This is a genomic window from Nocardioides sp. J9 (assembly GCF_007829375.1).
In the GTDB taxonomy this organism is placed as follows: Bacteria; Actinomycetota; Actinomycetes; order Propionibacteriales; family Nocardioidaceae; genus Nocardioides.
The window spans coordinates 26,038-51,285 of record NZ_VLJQ01000072.1 but is presented as its reverse complement, the minus strand read 5'-3'; the positions used below and the strand labels follow the sequence as shown (position 1 = coordinate 51,285).

General features: G+C 73.6%; 22 protein-coding genes, 3 tRNA genes and 1 pseudogene. 10 read left to right on the top strand and 16 right to left on the bottom strand.

Annotated elements, in window-relative coordinates; translation table 11 throughout:
* Window positions 1-669: 669 nt before the first annotated feature.
* The 5 genes from ettA to L615_RS11490 form a co-directional block, all read right to left on the bottom strand.
* Window positions 670-2,352 (bottom strand): energy-dependent translational throttle protein EttA, encoded by a 1,683-nt coding sequence (ettA, locus tag L615_RS11510; RefSeq protein ID WP_028656023.1) that lies wholly within the window; start codon window positions 2,350-2,352, stop codon window positions 670-672.
* 9 nt (window positions 2,353-2,361) lie between these two features.
* Window positions 2,362-2,778 carry a single-stranded DNA-binding protein gene (locus tag L615_RS11505; RefSeq protein ID WP_051485864.1) on the bottom strand — a complete coding sequence of 139 codons (417 nt, stop codon included), beginning with the start codon at window positions 2,776-2,778 and terminating at the stop codon, window positions 2,362-2,364.
* A gap of 176 nt (window positions 2,779-2,954) precedes the next feature.
* On the bottom strand, window positions 2,955-4,550 hold the full coding sequence (locus L615_RS11500) for a GTPase (RefSeq protein ID WP_051485865.1): 1,596 nt from the start codon (window positions 4,548-4,550) through the stop codon (window positions 2,955-2,957).
* Window positions 4,547-6,298 (bottom strand): dynamin family protein, encoded by a 1,752-nt coding sequence (locus L615_RS11495; RefSeq protein ID WP_261376649.1) that lies wholly within the window; start codon window positions 6,296-6,298, stop codon window positions 4,547-4,549. The genes L615_RS11500 and L615_RS11495 overlap by 4 nt, the downstream gene beginning before the upstream one ends.
* Window positions 6,295-7,416 carry a PrsW family intramembrane metalloprotease gene (locus L615_RS11490; protein WP_145725147.1) on the bottom strand — a complete coding sequence of 374 codons (1,122 nt, stop codon included), beginning with the start codon at window positions 7,414-7,416 and terminating at the stop codon, window positions 6,295-6,297. Before L615_RS11490 ends, L615_RS11495 begins: the two co-directional genes overlap by 4 nt.
* A 172-nt stretch (window positions 7,417-7,588) precedes the next feature.
* On the opposite strand from L615_RS11490, the pseudogene L615_RS11485 reads away from it, so the two are divergent.
* Together L615_RS11485 and L615_RS11480 are read left to right on the top strand one after the other, a co-directional pair.
* A pseudogene (locus L615_RS11485) lies at window positions 7,589-8,836 on the top strand (aminopeptidase P family protein); the annotation flags it as partial.
* Window positions 8,837-9,298: 462 nt separating this feature from the next.
* On the top strand, window positions 9,299-10,645 hold the full coding sequence (locus tag L615_RS11480; RefSeq protein ID WP_051485866.1) for an NAD-dependent malic enzyme: 1,347 nt from the start codon (window positions 9,299-9,301) through the stop codon (window positions 10,643-10,645).
* A 30-nt stretch (window positions 10,646-10,675) separates the two neighbouring features.
* Here L615_RS11480 and L615_RS23300 read toward each other — a convergent pair whose 3' ends face one another.
* Together L615_RS23300 and L615_RS11475 are read right to left on the bottom strand one after the other, a co-directional pair.
* Complete coding sequence (locus tag L615_RS23300; RefSeq protein WP_157514910.1) at window positions 10,676-10,813, bottom strand: hypothetical protein; 138 nt, start codon at window positions 10,811-10,813, stop codon at window positions 10,676-10,678.
* Window positions 10,810-11,310: a DUF4396 domain-containing protein gene (locus tag L615_RS11475; RefSeq protein ID WP_186449835.1), complete on the bottom strand. Its 501-nt coding sequence runs from the start codon at window positions 11,308-11,310 to the stop codon at window positions 10,810-10,812. The genes L615_RS23300 and L615_RS11475 overlap by 4 nt, the downstream gene beginning before the upstream one ends.
* Before the next feature lie 77 nt (window positions 11,311-11,387).
* Here L615_RS11475 and L615_RS11470 point away from each other — a divergent pair.
* A tRNA-Arg gene (locus L615_RS11470) sits at window positions 11,388-11,461 on the top strand.
* A 65-nt stretch (window positions 11,462-11,526) separates the two neighbouring features.
* Here L615_RS11470 and L615_RS11465 read toward each other — a convergent pair.
* Window positions 11,527-12,375 carry a hypothetical protein gene (locus L615_RS11465; protein WP_145725145.1) on the bottom strand — a complete coding sequence of 283 codons (849 nt, stop codon included), beginning with the start codon at window positions 12,373-12,375 and terminating at the stop codon, window positions 11,527-11,529.
* A gap of 69 nt (window positions 12,376-12,444) precedes the next feature.
* On the opposite strand from L615_RS11465, the gene L615_RS11460 reads away from it, so the two are divergent.
* Window positions 12,445-13,104, top strand: a complete 660-nt coding sequence (locus L615_RS11460) for a hypothetical protein (RefSeq protein WP_051485867.1) — start codon at window positions 12,445-12,447, stop codon at window positions 13,102-13,104.
* A 233-nt stretch (window positions 13,105-13,337) separates the two neighbouring features.
* Here the strand turns inward: L615_RS11460 and L615_RS11455 are convergent, their stop codons facing one another.
* The 5 genes from L615_RS11455 to L615_RS11435 all read right to left on the bottom strand — a co-directional run bounded on the left by L615_RS11455 (window position 13,338) and on the right by L615_RS11435 (window position 18,134).
* Window positions 13,338-14,393 (bottom strand): hypothetical protein, encoded by a 1,056-nt coding sequence (locus L615_RS11455; RefSeq protein WP_145725144.1) that lies wholly within the window; start codon window positions 14,391-14,393, stop codon window positions 13,338-13,340.
* Between the two features lie 259 nt (window positions 14,394-14,652).
* Window positions 14,653-15,816, bottom strand: coding sequence for an acyl-CoA dehydrogenase family protein (locus L615_RS11450; RefSeq protein ID WP_145725143.1), 1,164 nt, complete (start codon window positions 15,814-15,816; stop codon window positions 14,653-14,655).
* A 2-nt stretch (window positions 15,817-15,818) separates the two neighbouring features.
* The gene (locus L615_RS11445) at window positions 15,819-16,886 is read right to left on the bottom strand and encodes an adenosine deaminase (RefSeq protein ID WP_084255225.1); all 1,068 of its coding nucleotides are present in this window, start codon (window positions 16,884-16,886) and stop codon (window positions 15,819-15,821) included.
* A gap of 4 nt (window positions 16,887-16,890) precedes the next feature.
* Window positions 16,891-17,637: a thioredoxin domain-containing protein gene (locus tag L615_RS11440; protein WP_036518084.1), complete on the bottom strand. Its 747-nt coding sequence runs from the start codon at window positions 17,635-17,637 to the stop codon at window positions 16,891-16,893.
* Complete coding sequence (locus tag L615_RS11435; protein ID WP_028656033.1) at window positions 17,637-18,134, bottom strand: MauE/DoxX family redox-associated membrane protein; 498 nt, start codon at window positions 18,132-18,134, stop codon at window positions 17,637-17,639. The genes L615_RS11440 and L615_RS11435 overlap by 1 nt, the downstream gene beginning before the upstream one ends.
* Window positions 18,135-18,218: 84 nt before the next feature.
* Here L615_RS11435 and orn point away from each other — a divergent pair, with 84 nt between their 5' ends.
* Both orn and L615_RS11425 read left to right on the top strand, forming a co-directional pair.
* Window positions 18,219-18,902, top strand: a complete 684-nt coding sequence (gene orn, locus L615_RS11430; RefSeq protein ID WP_036518087.1) for an oligoribonuclease — start codon at window positions 18,219-18,221, stop codon at window positions 18,900-18,902.
* 48 nt (window positions 18,903-18,950) lie between these two features.
* Window positions 18,951-19,026, top strand: a tRNA-His gene (locus L615_RS11425).
* Here L615_RS11425 and L615_RS11420 read toward each other — a convergent pair.
* Window positions 19,019-19,249 (bottom strand): hypothetical protein, encoded by a 231-nt coding sequence (locus L615_RS11420; RefSeq protein ID WP_145725142.1) that lies wholly within the window; start codon window positions 19,247-19,249, stop codon window positions 19,019-19,021. The genes L615_RS11425 and L615_RS11420 overlap by 8 nt on opposite strands.
* A 102-nt stretch (window positions 19,250-19,351) precedes the next feature.
* On the opposite strand from L615_RS11420, the gene L615_RS11415 reads away from it, so the two are divergent.
* Both L615_RS11415 and L615_RS11410 read left to right on the top strand, forming a co-directional pair.
* Entirely contained in the window at window positions 19,352-19,555 is a 204-nt protein-coding gene (locus tag L615_RS11415; RefSeq protein WP_028656035.1) for a hypothetical protein, read from the top strand.
* A 57-nt stretch (window positions 19,556-19,612) separates the two neighbouring features.
* Window positions 19,613-20,488: a bifunctional helix-turn-helix transcriptional regulator/GNAT family N-acetyltransferase gene (locus L615_RS11410; protein ID WP_145725141.1), complete on the top strand. Its 876-nt coding sequence runs from the start codon at window positions 19,613-19,615 to the stop codon at window positions 20,486-20,488.
* Here the strand turns inward: L615_RS11410 and L615_RS11405 are convergent.
* Both L615_RS11405 and L615_RS11400 read right to left on the bottom strand, forming a co-directional pair.
* A complete protein-coding gene (locus L615_RS11405) occupies window positions 20,443-22,380 on the bottom strand; it encodes a penicillin acylase family protein (protein WP_145725140.1) in 1,938 nt (645 codons plus the stop codon). The two genes, L615_RS11410 and L615_RS11405, sit on opposite strands and share 46 nt — an antisense overlap.
* A 42-nt stretch (window positions 22,381-22,422) precedes the next feature.
* Window positions 22,423-23,376 carry a pirin family protein gene (locus tag L615_RS11400; RefSeq protein WP_028656038.1) on the bottom strand — a complete coding sequence of 318 codons (954 nt, stop codon included), beginning with the start codon at window positions 23,374-23,376 and terminating at the stop codon, window positions 22,423-22,425.
* A gap of 80 nt (window positions 23,377-23,456) precedes the next feature.
* On the opposite strand from L615_RS11400, the gene L615_RS11395 reads away from it, so the two are divergent.
* Window positions 23,457-25,025 carry an NAD(P)/FAD-dependent oxidoreductase gene (locus L615_RS11395; protein ID WP_145725139.1) on the top strand — a complete coding sequence of 523 codons (1,569 nt, stop codon included), beginning with the start codon at window positions 23,457-23,459 and terminating at the stop codon, window positions 25,023-25,025.
* A gap of 62 nt (window positions 25,026-25,087) precedes the next feature.
* Window positions 25,088-25,160, top strand: a tRNA-Lys gene (locus L615_RS11390).
* Window positions 25,161-25,248: the final 88 nt, after the last annotated feature.

Sequence of the window (25,248 nt, the reverse complement as noted above, 5' to 3'; positions counted from 1 at the left end):
AGGCTCCGAGCGGGGACCCCGCCGCCGGCGTCACCACTCCCCCGCGCAAGCCGGAATCACACACAGACGCCGACGGCACCCCGATTCGCCTCCACGAGGGACCGTCGTCCGGCACCCCAGACACCCGACGGCCTGGCCGGGTCTCGTGGGGTGTCGGTGCTGGGGTCGGTCTCGTAGGGGCCGCCGGGCGCCTGCGGCGCCTCACCGCCGGCCCCCTCCCGGAGGCTCCGAGCGGGGACCCCGCCGCCGGTGGTTGAGCCTCGAAACCGCCGGCCCCGGTGCACCGGACTGTGCCCGCCACGGCCCGCCATCAAGGCCCGGAGGTTTCGAGGCTCCTCGCTAGCGCTCGTCGCACCTCAACCACCGGGATTCAGGCGAAGCGAACCCAAGTCTGGCCGCCAAGCGGACCCCACCACCTACCGGAGGCAACCGCGGCGCGGCAGCGTGGCGCCCGCGCCGAAGGCGCGTCGAGGGCAAGTGCGGCCGAGCTTGCGAGTGCCCGCGCGCAGCCCTCGACAGGCGACACGCTCGCGCCATCAGACAGCGTGGCGCCCGCACCGAAGGCGCGTCGAGGGCAAGTGCGGGCCGAGCGCAGCGAGTGCCTGCGCGCGGCCCTCGACAGGCGACACGCTCGCGCAATCAAGCACGAGCGTGGCGCTCGCGCCGTGATCAGTCGCGGGTCAGGCGGCGGTGGGTGACGCGGTGGGGGCGGGCGGCGTCGACACCGAGGCGCTCGATCTTGTTCTCCTCGTAGGAGGCGAAGTTGCCCTCGAACCAGAACCAGGCGCCCTCGTTCTCCTCGGTGCCCTCCCACGCGAGGATGTGGGTGGCGATGCGGTCGAGGAACCACCGGTCGTGCGAGGTGACCACGGCACAGCCCGGGAAGTCGAGCAGGGCGTCCTCGAGGGAGGACAGGGTCTCGACGTCGAGGTCGTTGGTGGGCTCGTCGAGGAGCAGCAGGTTGCCGCCCTGCTTGAGGGTGAGCGCGAGGTTGAGGCGGTTGCGCTCACCGCCGGAGAGGACGCCGGCCTTCTTCTGCTGGTCGGGGCCCTTGAAGCCGAACGACGCGACGTAGGCGCGGCTGTTCATCTCGAAGTTGGCGACCTTGATGAAGTCCAGGCCGTCGGAAACGACCTCCCAGACGTTCTTGTTGGGGTCGATGCCGCCGCGGCTCTGGTCGACGTAGGAGATCTTCACGGTCTGGCCGACGGTGAGCTTGCCGGAGTCGGGCTGCTCGCCGCCGGTGATCATCCGGAAGAGGGTCGTCTTGCCGACACCGTTGGGGCCGACGACGCCGACGATGCCGGCACGCGGGAGGGTGAAGGTGATGTCGTTCCACAGGGTGCGGCCGTCGAACGCCTTGGTGAGGTGCTCGGCCTCGAGGACGACGTCACCCAGGCGCGGGCCCGGCGGGATGTTGATGTCGGCCGCGTCGATCTTGCGGGCCTTGTCGGCCTCGGCCGCGAGCTCCTCGTAGCGCTGGAGGCGGGCCTTGGACTTGGTCTGCCGCGCCTTGGCGTTGGAGCGGACCCACTCCAGCTCCTTCTCGAGCATCTTGGCGCGCTTGGCGTCCTTGGCGCCCTCGACCTTGAGGCGCTCCTTCTTGGTCTCGAGGTACGTCGAGTAGTTGCCCTCGTAGCCGTGGATCGAGCCGCGGTCGACCTCGGCGATCCACTCGGCGACGTTGTCGAGGAAGTACCGGTCGTGGGTGACCGCGAGGACGGCGCCGGGGTAGCTCTTGAGGTGGCCCTCGAGCCACTGCACCGACTCGGCGTCGAGGTGGTTGGTGGGCTCGTCGAGGAGCAGCAGGTCGGGCTGCTGGAGCAGCAGCTTGCACAGCGCGACGCGGCGGCGCTCACCACCGGAGAGGTTGTCGACGAGCAGGTCCGACGGCGGGCAGCGCAGCGCGTCCATCGCCTGCTCGAGGCGGCTGTCGAGGTCCCAGGCGTTGAGGTTGTCGAGCTCGGTCTGCAGCTCGCCGGTCTCGGCCATGAGGGCGTCCTGGTCGGCGTCGGGGTCGCCCATCTCCATGTAGGCGTCCTCGAGGCGCTTCATCTTCGCCTTGATGCCGGCGACGGCCTCCTCGACGTTCTCGAGGACGGTCTTGCCCTCGGTGAGCGGCGGCTCCTGCTGGAGCATGCCGACCGTCGCGTCGGGGTCGCGGACGATGTCGCCGTTGTTGGGCTGGTCGAGCCCGGCCATCAGCTTGAGCAGCGACGACTTGCCCATGCCGTTCGGGCCGACGACGCCGATCTTGGCGCCGTGGAGGAACGACAGCGTCACATTGTCGAGGACGACCTTGTCGCCGTGGGCCTTGCGAACGTTGCGCAGGGAGAGGACGTATTCAGCCACGCCCCAAGGCTACGCAGCCGCTGTGGCATCTCCCATTCCGGGGTCTCCGGCCGCGCCGGTGCCGCCGCCGGCCTTGGTGAAGGTCGACGTGCCACGGGTGAGGTCGTGGCCGACGACGGTCGCGTCGATCTCCATCGCGAGCACCTCGACGCCGTTCTTGTTGACGTAGGTGCGGTGGTTGAGCCGACCCTGGACGACCACGGCGTCACCCTGCTTGAGGGACGCGCCGGCGTGGGTGGCGAGGCGGCGCCAGGCGCTCACGCCGTACCACTGCGTGGGTCCGTCGACCCAGGTGTCGCTCTGCCGCTGGTAGTGCCGCGGCGTGCAGCCGACCCGGAAGTTGATCACCGGGACGCCGCCGACCTCGCGCACCATCGGCACGTTGGCGACCCAGCCCTGCACCGTCACGATCGTCTCGTTGGCCATGGGGAGCTCCTGCCTCTCGCGCCGGCCGCCCCGTGCGGCCGGTCGGAGCCACTCCACCCCGCCGGTACGACGACCACGACCCCAGCGCCCGCTCCCTGTGGACGCCGCGGGGTCGGTCAGCGGGCTGTGGACGGCAGCAGGACGTGCGTGTTCCGGGTGGGGCTCCCGGGACCGGGTCAGGCGCGGGCGGCGCTGATCCCGCGGCGGAAGGTGGCGTAGGCCGAGAGCTCCTCCGCGAGCGGGGCGACGACGTCCTCGTGGACGACCTGGTGAACCACCGAGCGCAGCTCCTCGTCGGCGTCCTCGGCACGCCGGCGGGCCAGCCCGCCGACCACGGCGCGGCCGACGACGGCGAGCAGCAGGCCGAGCACGAGCCCCCCGATGCCGATGACCGCGGGGAGCGGGAGGCCGGCGACCTCGGTCAGGTCGGCGCTCTCACCGCTGATGGCGGCGTAGGCCCACCAGCCGAGCCCGCCGACGGCGGCGAGGAGCAGCAGCCCGTGCAGGACGCGGACCAGGACCAGCCAGAACGGGAGGCGCGTCGGGAGGTCGACCCGGCCGAGCTCGCGGTCGAGGCGGTCGCTGACCTCGGCGAGGCGGCCGGTGGCGGCCTTGCGCACGTGGGGCGCCCAGCCGGCGCCGACGCCCTCGCTGGCCTCGTCGGCGACGCCACGCACGGCGGTGTCGACGCTGGACCGGTCGACGGGCGCCACCTCGGGCTCGTGGCGCGGCTGGTCGCCGTCGGCCTTGCGGCCGAGCAGCAGGAAGGGCGGCCAGGCGACGGCGCGGCGGGCACGCTCGCCCACGGTGCGCTCGATGCTGTCGACGACCGCGGAGACACCCGCGGCGTCGGCGACGGAGTCCTCGAGCTCGTCGTAGCGCTTCGCGGGGAGCTCGCGGGCGGGGGTGTCGCCGGCGGCGGCCTCGAGCCGGGCGGCCGCGGCGGCGATGTCGGCCTCGACGCGGGCGGTGGTGCTGCGCTTGTCCTGGACGCGGCGCCGGATCTCGGCGCGGAGCTCGTCCATGCCGATGCCCTGCTTGGCGGAGATCGCGAGCACCTGCACGTCGGGCAGACCGTCCTCGGCCAGGAGGCGGCGCACGTCGTCGACCATGGCCTGGCGGCGCTCGACCGGGACGGTGTCGATGTGGTTGAGCGCGACGAGCATCACCCCCTGGTGGGAGGTCAGCTTCTTGAAGTAGCGGTCGTGGACCGCCGCGTCGGCGTACTTCTGGGGGTCGAGGATCCAGACCATCAGGTCGGCGACGGCCACCAGCCGGTCGACCTCGAGGTGGTGGGAGACCTCGGTCGAGTCGTGGTCGGGCAGGTCGAGCAGCACGACGCCGTCGAGGGCGCTGTCGGTGTGCCGGGTGTCGAGCATGGAGTCGCGCATCGTCTGGTGGCGCGGCGGGATGCCGATCCAGTCGAGGAGCTCGTCGGCGCCCTCGCTCCCCCACACGACCGCGGTCGCCCAGGAGGTGGTGGGGCGGCGGACGCCGACGGAGGACAGCTCGAGGCCGGTCAGCGCGTTGTAGGTCGACGACTTGCCGGAGCCGGTGGCGCCGGCGATCGCGACCACCGTGTGCCGGGCGGACAGCCGCAGGCGGCCGGTCGCCCGGTCGGCGGCGGAGGCGACCTCGTCGAGCAGCTCGTCGGGGACGTGGCCGCGCGCGGCCACCACGGCGTCGCCGAGGCCCTGCAGCCGCTCACCGACGGGCGTGCCCCGCGTCGCGAGGTCGCCCAGCGTCGTGTCCGTGTCGAGACCGTTCGTCACAGGTGTCCACCCGTTCCCTTCTTGGCGGCTGCGAACCGCAGGTCGTCCACCCGCCGCGCTGCCTGGCGTAGCTGGTCGGCGGCGTCGGGCTTGAGCTCCCACTGCGCCGCCGGCGCGAGGTAGCGGGCCCGCTCGGCACCCATCAGGGTCGCGAGCCGGCGCGCGAGCGTGCCCCGGGCCTGCTCCACGAGGCGGTCGGTGATCCCGGCGCCGAGCGTGGTGTCGAGCAGGGCACAGCCCTGCCGCACCGACTCCGCGCCCGGTCCGCTGGCCCCCTCGCCGGCGAGCGCCACGACGGCCAGGGTGACCCCCAGCCCGCGCACGCCGAGGGCGAGGAAGCGGGCACTGTGCCGGGCGTCGCCGGCCTCGTGGCGCACCAGCTCCTGGAGCTCGTCGAGCCAGCCGCGGACCTCCTGGGTCGCGCGGTTGCGCAGCGCGCGGCCGGCGCGGGTCAGGTCGTCCTGGGTCGAGGCGAGCAGCGCAGCGCCGTACTCCTCGGCGTGCCACTGCTCGGCCGCCTCCTCGGCGGCGCGCTCGGCGTGGTCGACGACGAGGGCCTCGACGGCCATCTCGATCGCGACCGCGACCCGCTCGGCCTGCTGCGGCTTGCCCTTGATGGCGTTCACGAGGCGCTCGCGGACGAAGCCGACCTTCGCCTCGAGGGAGCGCACGAGCTCGCCGCTGCCGACGAACTCCTGCCAGCGCGCGAGCAGGTCGCCGCGCAGCAGCGTGCCGTCGGCCGCCGCGGCGAGCAGGCCGGTCTGCGCGCCGTCGTAGACCTTGTCGGCGGCCGCGAGCAGGTCGCTGACTGCAGTGACCTGCAGCTGGACGGCGTCGGCGATCGGGAACGCCTTGCGGGTCACCGTGCGCACGGCACCGGCGACGGTCTGGTTGACCACGTCGCGGCGCGCGGCGACGTCGGAGGCGAGGGCCTCCAGCCAGCCACGGATCTCGACGGCGTACGACGTGGGCAGGAGTCCCTCGTCGCTGACCTCACCCTGCGCCACGGCGAACAGCGGGCTGTCCTTCAGGCCGCGGGCAGCCATCATCCGGGCGAGGTGGACGGACACGGTCGCGACGTCGTCGGCCGGGGTGCGGCTGAGGACGAGGGCGACGGCGGTGTTGCGGTCGACGGCGAGCTTGAGGTGGTCCCACGGCACCTGGTCGGAGTAGCGGGCAGCCGAGGTGACGAACAGCCACAGGTCGGCGGCGGCGAGCAGCTGGCCGGCGAGCTCGCGGTTGCGCTCGTCGACCGAGTCGACGTCGGGGGCGTCGAGGATCGCCAGCCCACGGGGCACGGAGGTGCTCGGCACCAGCTGGATCGCGAACTGGTCGGCGGTCGGCTCGCTGACCCGGGCCAGCTCCGGCAGCAGCCGGTCGGCGCCGAACCAGCGGACGTCCTCGGGGTGATGGACCAGGACCGGCGACCGCGTCGTGGGGCGCAGCAGGCCGGGGGTGGTCACCTTGTGGCCCACGAGGGTGTTGACCAGCGTCGACTTGCCGGCGCCGGTCGACCCGCCGACCACGACGAGCATCGGCGCCTCGATCTCGGTCAGCCGCGGGATGACGTAGTCCTCGAGCTGCTCGATCACGTGGTCGCGGCCGATTCGCAGGGCGCTCACGCCGGGCAGGTCGAGCGGCAGCGGGGCCGCCTTGAGGGCGCCGTGCAGCCGCACCACCTCGGTGAGCATGCGGCCGTCGAGGCCGGCACCGGGGAGGTCGCCGCCGCGGGGGGCCTGGTGAGTCATCGCTGGGGTACCACCTGTCCGGGGAACGCGATCCGGGGCCGGGCCGCCTGGATGCGACCGAGGAAGTCCTGTCCACGAGCCTGCCAGTCCCGTGGTGCCGTGCCACGCAGCAGGCGGTGGTGCAGGAAGCCGAGCTCGATGGCTGCCTGCTGGTAGTCGCGCATCGCGCGCTCCGCCTCCGGCCCGCCGGCGGCCCGGGCGTGGCGGCGGGCCTCGCGGCGTCCGCGGAGGTTCACGACCCAGCCGATGTCGGTGGCCGGGAGCAGTCCGCGGTCGGCGGCGTCGGTCAGCGCCATCCGCAGCACGTGGGCCTCGGTCTCGCGGGCCCACCACGCGAGGGCGACCATGCCGACGAAGGCCGGGAGCATGATGACGGCGTACACGACGACGAAGCCGCCGAAGCCGTGCACCGCCGAGCCGTTCCACAGCCCGTGCGCGAGGACGGCGGCGAGGTAGCCGGCGACCGGGGCGCTCCAGCGCACCGTCCGGCTGCGGGAGGCCACGGCGACGCCGATGCCGACACCGATGAACGCGGTGAAGAGCGGGTGTGCGAACGGGCTGAACAGGCAGCGCAGCACGAACGTGCCGGTGACCGCCTCGAAGCCGCCGGGGCCGAGGCCGTCGGTGCCGTTCCACGCCGCCGCGAGGTAGAGGATGTTCTCGGTAAAGGCGAAGCCGATGCCGACCATGCCGGCGTAGACGATGCCGTCGAGGATCCCGTCCACCTCCGCCCGGCGCCACCACAGGAGCAGGAGGAGGAACAGCCCCTTGCTGGCCTCCTCGACCACCGGCGCGGCGAGCGCGAGGGACGCGGTCTCGGTGATGCCCACGACGAGGCCGCCGACACCCTGGACGAGCAGGGCGGCCATGGTCGCCACGAACGCGCCCCAGGCGAGGCCGGCGGCGAGCAGGCTCCGCGGCTCGGGCTCGTAGCGGTCGAGCCAGAGGTACGCCGCGAGCACGGGTCCGACCGGCACCGCGGCGAGGGCCGTGGCGAGCAACGTCGTGCCGGGCGCGCCGGACAGCGCGAGCACCAGCAGGGTGAGCAGGGCCCCGACAGCGACCGCCACGGTCACGACGACCGTGAAGGCAACACTGTTGCGGGGGCCCATTGTCATGGGCTGAAGCCTATCGGGAGGCATCCGTCAACCCCTGATCGTGGATCGTCCCCCGCGGCGTACAGTGAGGAAGGTGACAGAGGACACCCCCGACAGCACGACGTCCGCGGCCGAGGAGCAGCTCAGGACCGAGCAGCACGACCCGGCCGTCCCCGAGGCCTACGCGACCTTCATGCGCACCGGCTGGGACGACCGGCCGACCGAGGTCGAGCGCCACCCGCTCGCCGACCTCGCCGTCGACCGTCGGCGCCGCCTGGCCGAGGCCTTCCCGGGTGAGCGGCTGGTGCTGCCCGCGGGCGGCTACAAGGTCCGCGCGTACGACACCGACTACCGCTTCCGCCCCGACACCGCCCACACCTGGCTGTGCGGCAACCAGACCTCCGACGCCGTCCTGGTCGTCGAGCCCGACGGCTCCTCCGCCCTCTACGCGCGTCCGCGCGCGGGCCGCGAGAGCGACGAGTTCTTCCGCGACCGGCAGTACGGCGCCCTGTGGGCCGGCAAGCGCCCGTCGGCCGACGAGCTGTCGGCTGCCCTCGGCATCGAGGTCCGCCACGTCGACGAGCTCCCGGGCGCGCTCGGCAGCGGCACCAAGACCCGCGTGCACCGCGGCGTCTCCCCCGTGGTCGACGGCCTCGTCACGCCCGACGACGGCCGCGACGCCGAGCTGGCCCGGGTGCTCTCCGAGCTGCGGCTGATCAAGGACGAGTGGGAGGTCGGCGAGCTGCAGGCCGCGGTCGACGCGACCACCCTCGGCTTCGAGGACTGCGTGCGCGAGTGGGACCGCGTCATCGAGCACGGCGAGCGCTGGCTCGAGGGCACCTTCTTCCGCCGCGCGCGGACGATGGGCAACGACCTCGGCTACGACTCAATCGTCGCCAACGGCCCGCACGCCACGACCCTGCACTGGATCGAGAACTCGGGCCCGGTCGTGCCCGGTCAGATGGTGCTGTGCGACATGGGCGTCGAGGGCGCGAACCTCTACACCGCCGACGTCACCCGCACCCTGCCGGTCGACGGCCGGTTCACGTCGCTGCAGCGCGACCTCTACTCGCTCGTGCTCCAGGCCCAGGAGGCCGCGATCGCGGCGCTGCGCCCCGGGGTGAAGTTCCTCGCCGGCCACGACGCGGCGATGGTCGTGCTGGCGCACGGCCTGGCCGACCTCGGCCTGCTGCCGGTGTCGGCCGAGGAGGCGCTCGCCCCCGACTCGAAGGTCTACGCCCGCTGGACCCTGCACGGCGTGAGCCACATGCTCGGCATGGACGTGCACGACTGCGGCCACGCCGCCCCCGAGGCCTACCGCGACGCCACCCTCGCCGAGGGCATGGTGCTCACCGTCGAGCCCGGCCTCTACTTCCAGGCCGACGACCTGCTGGTCCCCGAGGAGCTGCGCGGCATCGGCATCCGGATCGAGGACGACGTGGTGGTCACCGCCGACGGCGTGCACAACCTGTCCTCGGCCCTCCCCCGCACCTCCGACGACGTCGAGGAGTGGATGGSCCGCCTGCGCGGGKRGCCGGCCCCTCGGTCCGCCGGACCGTGCCCACCACCGCCCGGCGGGCAGGCCCGGAGGTTTCGAGGCTCGGCCGCGGGCGGCCTCGCACCTCAACCACCGGGAGTTCGCGCTCCCACCACCTGCGGTCGGCTTGCCGCCGGGCGGGGGCTGGACCTACGCAAGGCAACCGCGGCGCGGCAGCGTGGCGCCCGCGCCGAAGGCGCGTCGAGGGCAAGTGCGGGCCGAGCTTGCGAGTGCCTGCGCGCAGCCCTCGACAGGCGACACGCTCGCGCCATCAGACACCCCGGCGACTTCCGAGTAACCCCCGGTCGGGCGTTGACTGGGTCCGTGCCTCGGAAAACTGCCACTGCCTCGTCGTACTCCATCACCATGCGCCTGCGCACCTCCGTCGACCACGGGGTCGTCGGAGAGGTCGCCACGGCGATCGCTGCCGCTGGCGGGATGGTCACCGCCATCGACGTGGCGGAGTCCAGCAGCAACCGGCTGACCGTCGACGTCACCTGCTCGGCGGCCGACGCCGAGCACGCGGCGGAGCTGCAGGAGGCGGTCGCCGGCGTCGACGGCGTGGAGGTGCACAAGGTCTCCGACCGGACCTTCCTCATCCACCTCGGCGGCAAGATCGAGGTCGGCTCGAAGGTGCCGCTGAAGACGCGCGACGACATGTCGCTGGCCTACACCCCCGGCGTGGGCCGGGTGTCGATGGCGATCGCCGAGAACCCGGAGGACGTGCGCCGGCTGACCATCAAGGGCAACGCCGTCGCCGTCGTCACCGACGGCAGCGCGGTCCTCGGCCTGGGCAACATCGGGCCCGGCGCAGCGCTGCCGGTGATGGAGGGCAAGGCGGCGCTGTTCAAGAGGTTCGGCGAGATCGACGCCTGGCCGATCTGCCTCGACACCCAGGACACCGACGAGATCGTGCGCGCGGTCGAGCTGATCGCCCCCGGCTTCGGCGGCATCAACCTCGAGGACATCGCAGCGCCGCGCTGCTTCGAGATCGAGGCCCGGCTGCGCGAGCGGCTCGACATCCCGGTCTTCCACGACGACCAGCACGGTACGGCGATCGTGGTGCTCGCCGCGCTCACCAACGCGCTGCGCGTGGTGAAGAAGGAGCTCGGCGAGGCGCGTGTGGTCGTCTCGGGCGCCGGTGCCGCCGGCACCGCGATCGTGAAGCTGCTGCTCGCCGCGGGCGTGCGCGACGTGGTCGTCGTCGACCGCACCGGCGCCCTCGTCGCGGGCGACGCCGACCTGTCGGTCGCGCACGAGGAGCTGGCCTCCCTGACCAACAGGGAGTCCCGCAGCGGCGGCCTGCAGGAGGTGCTCGTGGGGGCCGACGTCTTCATCGGCGTCAGCGCGCCCGGCATCCTCAAGCCGGAGTGGATCGAGACGATGGCCGAGGACCCGGTGGTCTTCGCCCTGGCCAACCCGGACCCGGAGGTCGACCCGGCGCAGGCGGCGAGGTACGCCGCCGTGGTCGCCTCGGGCCGCTCGGACTTCCCGAACCAGATCAACAACGTGCTGGCGTTCCCCGGCGTCTTCCGCGGCCTGCTCGACGCCCGCGCCCACGAGGTCACCGTGGACATGTGCCTGCGCGCGGCCGACGCGATCGCGCACGTGGTCCACGACGACGAGCTCAACGCGAGCTTCATCATGCCGTCGGTGTTCCACCCCGAGGTGCACCACGCGGTCGCCGCGGCGATCGCGCACAAGCCGGAGTGACCCGCGGTCGAGCCGTGTGCGTGCTCGCGCCTACCGGACGGTGACGACAGCAGGCCGGTCCAGGCCGTGGGCCGGCCCGTCGTCGTCCTCCAGGCTGGCGGCGGTGGAGACGACGAGGCCGCCGAGCAGGAAGCCGGCGACGCCGGCGGCGAGGGTGGTGGTGCTCATCGGTGCTCCGATCCGTGGGCCTGGTCGTGCCGGTCGTGCTGGTCGTGCTGGTCGTGCTGGTCGTGGTGGGCGTGGTGCAGGGCGTGCCCGCGGCCACGGTCGATGAGGAAGCGGTTGACCGGGAACGCGGCGAGGAACGCGGCGGCGAGCGCGACGATCATCGCCAGCCAGAAGACGGGGTCGACCAGGCCGGAGTCCATCGCGCCCGGGACGGCCGCCATGACCACGTTGTCGACGACCTCCATGACGACGATGGAGATCGTGTCAGCGGCGAGCACCAGGCGCAGCGCGCGGCCCGGGGGCATGCCGGCACCGACGAGCGGCAGCGACGAGAGCAGGTAGCCGAAGGCGAAGGCGAGGCCGACCGCGAGCGCGATGGTCTGGCCGGCGGACAGGCCGAGCGCCGTACCGACCATCAGGCCGGCGACCTCACCGATGGCGCAACCGGTCAGGCAGTGCAGGGTCGCGCTGACAGCGATGGCGTTGCGAGGGTCCATGATCGGCCAACACATACCCCCTCGGGGTTTATTCCGGCTCGTCCGGCGCGCGGCGCGGGCGCTAGGCTCGCCCGCAGGCCTCCGTAGCTCAACTGGATAGAGCAGGGAGCTTCTACCTCTCAGGTTGCGGGTTCGACTCCTGCCGGGGGCGCCGTCCGACCGGGCGGGCGAGGGCGACGCACTGCCCTCCCCGCGCGGTCACCGGACGCCGGGCCGTCAGGCCCCGGGAACGACGAGGGCCGCTCGGATGTCCGGCACGGTGCGACCGTGGGCGAAGCGCAGCGCCTCGACCGCCCACCCGTCCTGGACCTGGACGGTCACCGCGCCGGTCATCACCCAGCGACCTGCCTGCAGCGCCAGGCCCGGAAGTGGGACCGGCTCGTGCTCGGGGTACGGCGCCAGCCCCTGCCCGACCCGGCCCCGGGCGCCGAGGGCGGCGACCAGCCATCCCTCCACGACCTCCACCGGACGCGCGGACAAGGTGGCCCCGGCACGTCCGGGCGCGAAGACCTGGGTCATCGTGTCGGCGCGGACCACCCGCCACCGCTCCCCACCGCACTCGAACCAGCACGCCCGGTCGGCGTGCAGGTCGACGACGGCGCCGAACGCCACCAGCGCGGCGACGCACTCCGGCCCGAGCAGCCGCTCCGGGAGCTCGCGCTCGCGGCGCCGCAGCTCCTCCTCGTGGCGCGCGGCGGCGATCGGTGTGTACTCCTCGACGAGGTCGCGCCGCCGGGCCCGGGCCCCCGCGGCGAGCCGGTCGAACAGCCAGCTCGGGTCGACCTGCAGGAAGTAGGAGAAGTGGACGTCCAGCTCCCCGGGCCCGACCGGGCGGTCGGGGACCAGCAGCCGCACACCGTGGTCGGTCGACCACACCCCCGCCACCTCGCCGTCGACGCGGACCACCCACGACCAGCCCGGCGCCCGGACCTCGGGGCGGACGGCCGCCAGCACGACGCCCAGCGGCTGCCCGGCCGGCAGGTCGACGACCCGTGCGTGCGACACGACGTCGTCCCCGGCCGCGACGCTGTCGCGATCCACCCGCACCCGCACCTGCTCGTCCACGCCGCGAGCCTAGGACGCCGGCCGGAGGCGGGACCTCATGCCACGACGAGGGAGGGGTACCGCACGGTGATGCCCCACCCCGTGATCACGACCGCTGCCGACCTCGCCGGCCGGGCCCTCTCGGCCGCCACCTCCGGGATCGCCGCGCTGCGCCCGGCGGAGAAACCGCTCCACCCCGAGGGCCGGACCTGGGCCGGCCTGATCAGCCGCACCGGCTCCCCCGAGCCGGTCGGCGTCCCCTGGATCGACACCGCGGGCGAGGACGAGGTGCTGGTGCGCACCTCCCGGGCGATCGGCCTGCCCGGTCCGGTCCCGGACATCCTCGGCCTCGCCGTGCGCCTGCCCCTGGGCAACGACCGGTACGCCGACCTGCTGCTCGCCAACACCGGCTGGTCGCCCGTGGCGCGCCACCTGCTCGTCCCGGCCTTCCGCAAGGGCCAGCCGCTGACCACCCTGCTGCCGTACCGGACCGAGGCCGGGCCGGTGGTGCTCGGCGCCCGTGGCACCGAGGAGCACCGCTACGAGCTGTCCTGGGCGCCGGTCGGCGGGGCCTGGCGCCACCTCGGGGTGCTCACCCTCCAGCTGCCCCTGCCCGACGACGCCGAGGCGTCCTTCGACCCGATCGTGAACACGATGCCGGGACTCGAGCAGTACCCCTGGGTGGAGCAGCTCCGCGAGCGCTCCTACGCCACCGCCCGGCGCCTGCGCGGGGAGCGGACCGCCCGCTGACGCCGGTCTCGGAAGCTGGCCCCCACGACCACCTTCCGGCCCACTGCCTGGCTTGTGTGCCGTCGTGTCCCCCGACGGCGGTCGGCGCCGAACCGGGCGGTCCCCCACGCACAGTCTCGCCTGTCCGGAGGCGTCGTCGGCGCCCCTCCGGCAACCCCGAACAACTCCGAACACGCAGGTCAGCGCGGGGACGCCGGGGCCTACCCCCTTCCGGATGCCTCCGGACGAGGGGGTCAGGCCAGCAGGCCGTCGGCCCGCACGGGTGGTCGGTCCTCCGCCCGCCGGCGCACCGCGTCGAGGGCGGCCAGGGCGACGAAGCCGCTGATCAGCTTGTCGGCCAGGGAGGTCAGCAGGTTGGCCGAGGTCACCGCCAGCAGCAGGCTGTGGCTGAGGTCGAAGAAGGTCGCCGTGATCGTGTCGGCGCCGTGCCCGGTCGAGCCGCCGTAGAGCACGTGCAGGATCGGGACGGCCACCGCCGAGCAGGCGAGGGCCACGACCATGCTGAGCAGCAGGAAGCGTCCGATGGTGCGCCCCATGTCGAAGCGCCGCAGCCCGTAGCCCCAGATGAGCGCGCCGGTGACGTTGACCAGCGCGAACGGGATCGAGTCGGCGCCGCTGATCGGGACTCCCGCCACGTTCGTGGTCGCGCCGACCAGGGCGCCCCACCACGGCCCGAGGACCACCGCGGCGACCGCGGTGCCGATCATGTCGAGGTAGAGCGGCAGGTTCAGCAGGTCGACCAGCGAGCGGCCGAGCAGGTTCGCCAGCACGCAGCCGACGCCGACCAGCAGCCCGCGACGCGCGGTCAGCGGCGGGGGCAGCGGCACAGCCGGGACACGGGCCGCGGCCTCCGGCGCCGAGCGGGCAGGCGACGGGCCCTCCCCCGCAGCCGGGCCCTCCCCCGCAGCCGGGCCCTCCCCCGCGGCCGGGGCGTCGGCCACCGGGGCCCCGGTCCCGGGGCGCGTGGCGGGCAGTGCTGCGGTCGCGGCCGAGAGGGCGGCGCGGCACTCGGCGTCCCAGCGGACGACCTCGTCCTCGTCGACGCCCAGCGCCCGCACGATGTCGACCACCAGCTCGACGTCGATGCGTCGGCGACCGGTGCGGAAGGCGTCGTAGACGGTCGTCCGGCCGGGGCGCCCTGCGGCTCCCCGCGCCTCGCGGACCCGGGCGACGCCCAGCGCGATCTCGGCGTACGACGGGCTGCCGGCTGCCACGCGCAGGGCGCGCAGGTCGTCGGCGAGGTCGTCCAGGGAGCGTGCGCCTGCGGCCTCCTCGGCTGCCTCGGCCATCCCTGCCTCCTCACCAGTGCGTCCCACGCCTCGTCCTCCACGGTCACCATCGTCGTCGCCGGCCCGGACCTGACCCGTCGACGACCGGTGACCCATGATCCCCGGCTTTACCGACACAAATGTCGGAGGGTCGTGGCGGCGAGACGGTCGGGTACCGGGAGGGCGGTCGGGACGGCGCGCCTCCGCCCGGAGGGCGGCCCGGCGTCGTACAAAGGTCGTGGCCCCGCGGGAGGTATGAGCCTCGCGGGGCTGACGCCTCTCAGCGGAAGGCCGACTCGCCCGTCAGGGCACGTCCGATGACCAGCTGGTGGACCTCGCTCGTGCCCTCGTAGGTGAGCACCGACTCGAGGTTGTTGGCGTGCCTCATGACCGGGTGCTCCAGGGTGATCCCGGCAGCGCCGAGGATGGTGCGGCACTGCCGCGCGATCCCGAGCGCCTCGCGCACGTTGTTCAGCTTGCCGAGGCTGACCTGGTCGGGCTGCAGCTGCCCGGCGTCCTTGAGCCGGCCCAGGTGCAGCGCGAGCAGCATCCCCTTGCCGAGCTCGAGGGCCATGTCGGCGAGCTTCGCCTGGGTCAGCTGGTACGACGCCAGCGGCTTGTCGAAGATCGCCCGCTCGCGGGCGTAGGAGATCGTCGCGTCGAGGCAGTCGCGGGCGGCGCCGAGCGCGCCGAAGACGATCCCGAAGCGCGCTTCGTCGAGGCAGGACAGCGGGCCGCGCAGGCCGCGCACGTCGGGGAAGGCCGCGGAGGCGGGCAGGCGCACCCCGTCGAGGACCAGCTCGCTGGTGACCGAGGCGCGCAGGGACAGCTTGCGCCGGATCTCCGGCGCGGAGAAGCCAGGGGCGTCCGTCGGCACCACGAAGCCGCGGATGCCCTCCTCGGTCCGGGCCCAGACCACGGCGACGTCGGCGACGGAGCCGTTGGTGATCCACATCTTGGCGCCGTGCAGCACCCAGTCATCGCCGTCGCGCACGGCGCGGGTCCGCATCCCGCCCGGGTCGGAGCCGAAGTCGGGCTCGGTGAGGCCGAAGCAGCCGATCGCCTCGCCGGTGGCCATCCGGGGCAGCCACTCCTCGCGCTGCTCCTCCGAGCCCCAGCGGCGGATCGCGAACATCGCCAGCGAGCCCTGCACGGAGACCAGCGAGCGCAGGCCTGAGTCGGCCGCCTCGAGCTCGAGGCAGGCCAGTCCGTAGGCGGTGGCGCTGGTGCCGGCGCAGCCGTAGCCCTCCAGGTGCATGCCGAGCAGGCCGAGCCGGCCCAGCTCGACGGCGAGCTCGCGAGCCGGGATCCGGGCGTCGTCGTACCACTCGGCGAGGTGGGGCCGGGCCCTGTCGTCGACGAAGGCACGGACGGTGTCGCGGATCGCGCGCTCCTCGTCGCTCAGCAGGCCGTCGATCCCGAACAGCTCGAGCGGCGCCTGCATGCTCAGCGCCCCTCGGCGACGTAGGCGTCGATCTCGCCGACCAGGCGCGCCTTGACGTCCTCCGGTGCGAAGGAGGCGCCGACGGCAGCGCGGGAGAGGTCGGCGAGGCCGGCCTCGTCGAGGCCGAGCAGGTCGGCGGCGATCTCGTACTCCCGGTTGAGGGTGGTGCCGAACATCGGCGGGTCGTCGGAGTTGATGGTGACCACGACCCCCGCCTCCACGAACGCCGGCAGCGGGTGCTCGTCCAGCGCGGCCACCGCCCGGGTCGCCACGTTGGACGACGGGCACACCTCGAGCGGGATCCGGTTCTCGGCGAGGTGGGCGAGCAGCGCCGGGTCCTCCGCGGCGGACGTGCCGTGCCCGATCCGCTCCGCGCCCAGGTGGCGCAGCGAGGTCCAGATGGTCTCCGGGCCGGTGGTCTCCCCCGCGTGCGGGACCGAGTGCAGCCCGGCCGCCAGCGCCTGGGCGAAGTGCGGCACGAACTGCTCGCGCGGCACCCCGATCTCCGGCCCGCCGAGGCCGAAGGCGACCAGTCCGTCGGGCGCGTGCTCGAGGGCGAACCGCAGGGTCGCGTCGGCCGCCGGCACACCGGCCTCCCCCGGGACGTCGTAGATCCAGCGCAGCACCAGCCCGAAGTCACGCTCGGCGGCGACCCGCGCGTCCTCGATCGCCTCCGTGTACGCCTCGATCGGCATGCCCCGGTCCGGGTCGTCCGGCCAGACCGAGGTGTACGGCGTGCAGGTGAGCTCCGCGTAGCGCACGGACTGGCCCTCGGCGAGCTCGCGACCGATCTCGTAGGTCAGGTAGCGCACGTCCTCCGGCGTCCGGACCAGGTCGACCACGGCGAGGTAGACCTCGATGAAGTGGGCGAAGTCGCGGAACGCGAAGAACTCGCGGAGCCGCTCCGGGTCCGAGGGCACCGTGCCGGGGTGGCGCGCGGCCAGCTCGGACACGATGCGCGGCGAGGCCGACCCGACGTGGTGGACGTGCAGCTCGGCCTTGGGCAGGCCGGCGACGAACCGACCCAGCGACGGGCTCGGCGAGGGGCTCAGCGAGGGGCTCGGCGGCACGACGTCACTCAAGCGCGTCGATGAGGTTCTCCGCAAGGTCGTCGACGGTGCGCCCGTCGTCGAAGACCTTGCCGTCGAGCAGGATGGTCGGGGTGCTCGAGACACCGACGCGGCGCGCCTCCTCGGTGGCCTCGGTGACCCAGTCGCGGTTGGCGACGCTGCGGATCGCGTCACCGACGGCGGCCTCGTCGGCACCGGCCTCGACGGCGTACTCGACGAGGTCGTCGTTGTCGACCGCGTCGGGGTTGCTCTCGGACGGCTGGTTGGCGAAGAGCAGGTCGTGGAACTTCTTCGCCGCCTCCGGGCCGGCCTCCTCGAGCACGATCGAGAAGGCGCTGGTCGCGCGGATCGGGTAGTCACCGATCTGGCTGAGCAGGTCGAACGGGCGGTACTCCACGCGGACCTTGCCGTCGGCGGCGAGCCGGGCGAGGTCGTCGCGGGTCTCCTCCTCGAGGTCACCACAGAACGGGCAGAGGAAGTCCTCGTAGATGATCACCTCGTGCGGCGCGTCCTCCGGGCCGATCGAGACGCCGTACGCCGCGGCGGTGGCCACGGCCTCCTCGAGCGCCTTCTGGTCCTTGTCCCGCTTCCACACCGAGTAGCCGACCGAGCCGCCGACGATCAGCACGATCGCGAGCACGACGCCACCGACGGTCAGCATCCGGCGCCGCGCCTCCCGCTTGGCCTGGGCGGCCCGCTCGGCGGCCGCCTTCTGCGCCCGCGCGTTCGCCTTCGACGACTTCGACGACATCAGTCCACTTCTCCTTCAGCAGCGCCGCTGGCGGCGCGGTTCTCGAACAGTACGGAATCCAGGGCGAGCCGCGTGCGTGGCAGCCACACGACGAGAAGGGACGCGGCCAGCAGCGCGACGTCCCGGGCGATCTCCCACGGGTAGGCCGAGGAGGCACCGGGGTCGGCCCCGCCACCGCCGAAGCACCCGCAGTCGATCTCGATCCCGCGTGCCCACACCGACGCGATGCCGATGATGAACGCGACGAACAGCAGCGCCGACAGCACGCCGGCGCCACGGGTGAGCACGCCGAGGACCAGCGCCAGGCCGATGGCGACCTCGATGCCGGGCAGGGCGAGGCCGACCACCTCGGCGACCGAGGACGGCAGCAGCTGGTAGGCACGGACCGCGTTGACGCTCGCGTCGGGCTCGGTGATCTTGAGGCCGCCCGCGACGAGCCAGACCCCTCCCGTCACCAGCCGGGCGAGCAGGCCCACCCAGGCCAGTGTTCCGTTCACGGCGCCGAGGCTAACCGGCTCCGCTGAGCGGCTCCTGAGAGCACCCCGCCCCGGTGACGGCCGTCAGGCGTAGGGTGCAGCATCGTGAACGAACGACTGGTCTGGATCGACTGCGAGATGACGGGGCTCGACCTCCGCAACGACGCCCTCATCGAGATCGCAGCCCTGGTGACCGACTTCGACCTCAACGTGCTCGGCGAGGGTGTCGACGTCATCATCAAGCCGCCCGCCGAGGCGCTGGACCAGATGATCGAGTTCGTGCGGACCATGCACGAGACCTCCGGCCTGATCACCGAGCTGGAGAACGGCGTCACCCTGCGCGAGGCCGAGGAACAGGTCATGGCCTACCTGCGCGAGCACTGCGCCCCGGACAGCCGGCCCGCGCTCGCGGGCAACTCGGTCGCCACCGATCGCGGCTTCGTCGCCCGTGACATGCCCGAGCTCGACGGCTTCCTGCACTACCGGATCGTCGACGTCTCCTCGATCAAGGAGCTGTCGAAGCGCTGGTTCCCGCGGGCCTACTTCAACGCCCCGACCAAGCGCGGCAACCACCGGGCCCTGGCCGACATCCAGGAGAGCATCGAGGAGCTGCGCTACTACCGCGACACCGTCTTCGTGGCGCCGCCCGGCCCGGACACCGACACCGCACGCGAGGTCGCGACGCGCCACGGCGGCGCACTCACCGGCCTCGGGCTGGCCCCGGCCGAGGACGCAGCCGAGGATCCGGCCACCGGCGGCGACGCCGCTGGTACGGGTACCGATTCCTGATTCCGGGCGGCTTGCGTCTACACTCATCTCCGGCCCTCGGGCCACATGGTGGGTATAGCTCAGCTGGTAGAGCGCTGCGTTGTGGTCGCAGATGTCGCGGGTTCAAGTCCCGTTACTCACCCCAGCAACGGACCGGCCGGACTCCCTCGAGTCCGGCCGGTTCGCTTTTCCTGCTTCTCCGCTGCCTGGCGGCGCTCGAGCGGGTCGTTGCCGGTGCCGCCGCGGTAGAGCCCGGCGCCGTGGTCCCGCTCGAGCGGCGAGGGGCCCGAACGCCGCCGTCCACCGAGGACGAGCCCGGCCAGCACGAGAGCCAGGAGGACGATGACGAGGGCGGTGAACCAGGTCATGGCGCCACCTGCTTCCCTGGTCGACGGGAGCGAAGTCTCTCAGCGCCTCCGGTCGGGCCCCGCCCCCTGAGTGCAGCAGCGACGCGGGGGTAACGCTCGGCGATGAGCACCGTGAGCATCCCCCGCAAGGCGGCCGCCGTGGCCGCGACCCTGCTCGCCCTGGGCCTGACCGCCTGCGGCGGTGGCGGCGAGAACAACGACGACATCATCAACGACCCGGTCGACGACAGCTCGACGACGCCGCCCGAGGAGGGCGACAACGCCGGCGAGGAGGACACCGGGGGCAGCAACGACGACACGAAGTGAGTCGGTGTCGCAATCGCTCCCTTGCCACTCGGAGTAATCTCTGACTAGAGTCAGAGAATGACCGTGACCGAGGTCCTCCGCCGGTTCAACCGCACCTACACCCAGCGCATCGGCGTGCTCGAGGAGTCCTTCCTCGGGACCGGCCGGCCGCTGGCAGTCTCCCGGCTGCTCTTCGAGATCGGCAGCGCGGGGGCCGTGGGGGTCCGCGAGCTGCGCGAGCTGCTCGACCTCGACTCCGGGCACCTGTCCCGGATGCTGCGCCGGCTCGAGGACGACGGCCTGGTGGCCACGACGGTCGACGGCGCCGACCGGCGCCGCCGGCTGGTCTCGTTGACGACCGCGGGCCAACAGGCTTACGACGACCTCGAGCGTCGCTCCGATGAGCGGGCCAGCTCCCTGATGGCCCCGCTGACACCCCGCCAGCAGGAGCGGCTGGCCGACGCGCTGGCCACGGCCGACCTGCTCGTGCGGGCCGCCACGGTCCGGTTGCGGCAGGTCGGTGACGACGACCCGGTCGCCCGGGAGGCCACCCGGCGGTACGTCGCGGAGCTCGACGACCGCTTCCCCGCCGGTTTCGACCCCGGCCCGTTGGCGCCGGAGCCGGACGCGACCTGGGTGGTGGCGACCTCGGACGGCCGGCCGGTGGCCCACGGTGGCCTCCGCCCGGTCCCCGGCCGGGACGACACCGCCGAGATCAAGCGGATGTGGGTCGACGCCGGCTGGCGCGGCGCAGGCCTGGGCACGCGGATGCTGCGACACCTCGAGAGCCTCGCGCGCGAGCAGGGCTACCGACGCGTCGTGCTGGACACCAACGGCACGCTGACCGGGGCGATCGAGATGTACGAACGGGCTGGCTACGCGCGGATCGACCGCTACAACGACAACCCCTACGCCGAGGCGTTCTTCGAGAAGGAGCTGTCCTCGGCCAGCTGATCCCAGTCGGTGACGATCGGCACGAGGTGCCCGTCGAGCCACGGTCGCAGCTGGTCGTCGTGGTGCGGGCCGGGCCGGCCGGAGGCGCCGGTCGGCACCACCCAGCCCCCGGCCTGCCGGTCGGCGAGGTCCCACACGTAGCGCGCCACCGCTCCCCGGGTGGCGGCGTCGCTGATCGCCGGCCACGAACCCATCGTGCGCACCGCGTCCTGGTCCCCGGAGACCGGTAGGAACGGGATGCCGGCGTCGAAGCCCACCTCGGCCAGCGCGTGCACCGGCCGGGCCACGTGGGTGTCGCCCCAGGTCGCCGGCACCTCCTTCGCCGCGAGGTCGCCGAGGGCGGCCCGGGCGAGCGCGGGCAGGTCGATCCCGAGCGGCCGCTCGTCGGCCAGCGCCGCCGCGGCGAGGGTCGGCAGCGCCAGCCCGACCCGCACGACCGGGTCCATCGACCAGGCCAGCAACGGGCCGTGGTCGTGCTCGGGTCCCGGATCGGCGAGGCCGGCCAGCGCAGGCTCGGCCACGAGGCGTCGTACCAGCGCGGACCGCCAGGCGGCGAAGCGTGCGGCCCCGGCGGAGCCGGCCGCCATCACCCCGTCGAAGTCGTCGAAGGCGCCCGGCACGAGCCGGGCGAGCAGCGGGGCGGTGGGCAGGAACGCGTCGTCGTGGATGGCGGCGAAGTCGGCGGTCGTGAGCCCGCGCCGGTCACCCAGGAGCTCGCGGATCCGGCGGGCGCGGTACGGCGGCGCGAACGACCGCCCGACCATGCTGCTCTCGGGGCCGCGGCGCTCGTTGGCCGTGACCACGACCCCGTCCGGCCCGGCGTCGTGCCGGTGGGGGTCGGGCAACCAGCCGGTCCACCCGCCGTCGGCGTCGCGCACGGGCACGCGTCCGGCGAGCCGGTAGCGCACCGTGCCGGCCCGGTCGGCGATGACGACGTTGTTGACCGGCTCGACCCAGCGGTCGAGCGCGCGGTCGACGTCGTCGACGCTGCGGGCGCGCAGCAGCGGCAGGAGGGCGTCGAAGCCCAGCTCCCCCAGCAGGTACGACGACGTGCGGACCGCCAGGCCCGGCCGGAGCGGTAGCAGGTCGGCCGGGAGGTCGGCCGCGTCCAGGCCGGGGTCGACCTCGACGACGTCCTGGTAGTCGGCGCAGGCGTTGGTGATCGCCCAGGCGACGTCGCCGGCGTGGGCGAAGTGCTGCACGCCGGGCGCGCCGACGAAGCAGAAGCCGAGCACGTCGAAGCGGTCCTCGGGACGGTCCGGGTCGTCGCAGGCCAGGCGGACCTGCTGGTAGACGCCGGGCTGCTCGAGGTTGCGGTGCGGGTCACCGCCGACGAGCGGGAGGCCGGAGGCGGTGCGCCGGCCGCCGACGGCCCAGGCGTTGCTGCCGGCGGCCTGCGGCCCCTCGTGCCGCAGCAGGTGGGCGTCGTCGCCCAGCACCTGCGTCACAAGCCGGTCCCACAGCTGCGAGCCGATTGCGCCGAAGAGCAGGTGCTGGGCGAGGAAGGTGGCCAGCGGCGTCCACGGCTCCCACTCCCCCGGCGCGTGGCCGAGGTGGGCGAGCTCGGGGACCGAGCCCGGGTCGGTGCGGGAGAGCTCGGCGTTCACGCCCTCGACGTACGCGCCGACGAACGCCTGCGTCTCCGCGCTGCACGCGGCGAGCGCCCGGCGTGCGGTCTCCTCGACGCGCATCGCGCGGGCGAGGTCGTCCCACGCGGCAGCGGCGTCCGTGCCGAGGACGGCCGCGGTGCCGGACGTGGCTCGCAGCCGCAGCCACTCGACCTGCCAGGCCCGGTCGAGGACGCTGACCCGGCCCTGGCCGCGGGCCAGGTCGGTCACCGACGAGGCGCGCAGGTGCGGGACGCCGTACGGGTCACGGAACAGCCGGGCCATGGGCCCGACCCTAACGAGGGGCCGGGCCCGGTGACCTGCGGCTCAGTGGCCGATCGGCAGGCCGAAGCGGCCCTTCTGGAAGTCCTCGTATGCGGCGAGGACCTCGGCCTTGGTGTTCATCACGAACGGACCGGCCCACGCGATCGGCTCGCGGATCGGCTGGCCGCCGACGACGATGACGTCGAGCTTCGGCGAGCGGCCCTCCTGGGCACCGTCGGCGGTGACGGTCAGGTAGTCGCCGGCGCCGAGGACGGCGGTCTGGCCGGTGCGCACCGGTGCGGCGTCGGTCGCGCCGACCGTGCCGGAGCCGTTGAGCACGTAGACCAGGGCGTTGTAGTCGACCTGCCAGGGCAGGTCGAGGCGAGCGCCGGGCTCGATGGTGGCGTGCACCAGCGACATCGGCGTGTAGGTCGCGCCCGGGCCGGCGTGCCCGTCGACCGTGCCGGCGATGACCCGGACCAGGGCGCCGGCGTCGTCGCTGGTGAGCAGCGCGACCTCGCCCGAGCGGATGTCCTGGTAGCGCGGGTCGTTCATCTTGTCCGTGCGCGGCAGGTTCACCCACAGCTGGATGCCGTGGAAGAGCCCACCCGACTGCACCAGCCACTCGGGCGGGGTCTCGATGTGCAGCAGCCCGCTGCCCGCGGTCATCCACTGGGTGTCACCGTTGGTGATGGTGCCGCCACCACCGTGGCTGTCCTGGTGCTCGAAGACGCCGTCGATGATGTAGGTGACGGTCTCGAAGCCGCGGTGCGGGTGCCACGGGGTGCCCTTGGGCTCGCCCGGTGCGTACTCCACCTCGCCCATCTGGTCCATCATGATGAACGGGTCGAGGCGCTGCATCTCGATGCCGGCGAACGCGCGCCGCACCGGGAATCCCTCGCCCTCGTAGCCCTGCGGAGCGGTGGTCACCTGCCACACCGGACGCGGCTGGTCCCCCAGCCCCGGCGCCTTCACGCGCGGCAGGACGGTCAGGTCGTCAACGGTGATCGCGGGCATCGGCCCACCTCCCAGGTCGTTCGGCTTAGTTGCCATGTCAACCATAACTCCGGTGGAGGTATTCCGCATAGGGTCGAGGCATGACGCGCTACGACGCCGTGGTCGTCGGGGGCGGCCACAACGGCCTCACCGCCGCCGCCTACCTCGCCCGGGCGGGGCTGTCCGTCCTCGTGCTCGAGCGGCTCGACCACGTCGGCGGCGCCGCGGTCTCCGCGCAGGCGTTCCCCGGCGTCCCGGCCCGGCTCTCGCGCTACTCCTACCTGGTCTCCCTGCTGCCGCAGCAGGTCGCGGACGACCTCGGGCTCGACCTGCGCCTGGTCAGCCGCCCCACGGCGTCGTACACGCCGACGGTGCGGGACGGCCGCCCGACCGGGCTGCTCGTCGAGCGCGACGAGGGCGAGGCCACCCGGCGCTCGTTCCGCGAGCTGACCGGCTCCGACGAGGAGTACGACGCCTGGCGCACCTTCTACGACGGCGTGTCCCGCCTCGCCGCGGCCGTCGCGCCGACCCTGACCCGGCCACTGGCCACCGACGCCGAGGTCCGCGCGGCGGTCGACGCGGACATCTGGCACGACGTGGTCGAGCGGCCGATCGGCGAGGCGATCGAGCGCCGCTTCCGCGACGACCTGGTCCGCGGCGTGGTCGCGACCGACGCCCTCATCGGCACCTTCGCCTCGCTGCACGGCCCGGGACTGGCCCAGAACCGCTGCTTCCTCTATCACCTGATCGGCAACGGCGCGGGCGAGTGGCGGGTGCCCGTCGGCGGCATGGGCGCGGTCACCGACGCGCTCGCCCGGGCCGCCGTCGAGGCCGGGGCCGAGGTCGTCACGGGCGCCGGCGTGAGCCGGATCGTCCCGGGCAGCGGCCCGGGCGCCGGCGCGGAGGTGCACTGGCACGACGGCGAGCGCGAGCACGTGGTCGAGGCCGGCCACGTGCTGGCGAACGTCGCGCCCTGGGTGCTACGGATCCTTCTCGGGGAGGGCGAGGACCCGGCGACCAAGCCGGAAGGCTCGCAGCTCAAGGTCAACCTCCTGCTCTCGCGCTTGCCCCGGCTGCGCTCCGGCGTCGACCCGGCGGTCGCGTTCGCCGGCACGCTCCACCTGGCCGAGTCCGCCACCGAGCTCGAGGCCGCGTGGGCCGCCGCGGAGCGCGGCGAGCTGCCCGACCCCCTGCCCGGCGAGGTCTACTGCCACTCCCTCACCGACCCCTCGATCCTCGGCGACGTGCCGCCCGGCACCCACACGCTGACCTACTTCGGCCTGCACACCCCCGCCCGGCTGTTCGCGGCCGACCCCGCGGCGGCAAAGGCGGAGGCGCTGCGCCGTGCCCTCGCCTCGCTGGACGCCGTGCTGGAGGAGCCGGTCGAGGACGTGGTGCTGCGCGGCCCCGACGGGCAGCCCTGCATCGAGGCGAAGGTCCCGCAGGACGTCGAGGCCGACCTGGCGATGCCGGGCGGGCACATCTTCCACGGCGACCTCGACTGGCCCTGGGCGCCGGCACGGGCCCGCCTCGAGACCCCGGCCGAGCGGTGGGGCGTGCAGACGTCGTACGACGCCGTGGTGGTGTGCGGCTCGGGCGCCCGTCGCGGCGGCGCGGTCAGCGGGCTGGGCGGGCACAACGCGGCCCACGCCGTGCTCGAGCAGGCGTGAGGCATCCCGATTTCGCCCGGGGGCACCGGCGCTGGTAATGTCTCGCCTCGCGTCAAGCGCTAGCACCCCTAGCTCAATTGGCAGAGCAGCTGACTCTTAATCAGCGGGTTCTCGGTTCGAGTCCGAGGGGGTGTACCGCAGCAGGAGGCCCGGTCCCAGGACCGGGCCTCCTGGCTTTTTCGCGCGCTCCCCCGCCGGCACCCGCGGATCCGGTGGCCCGGGC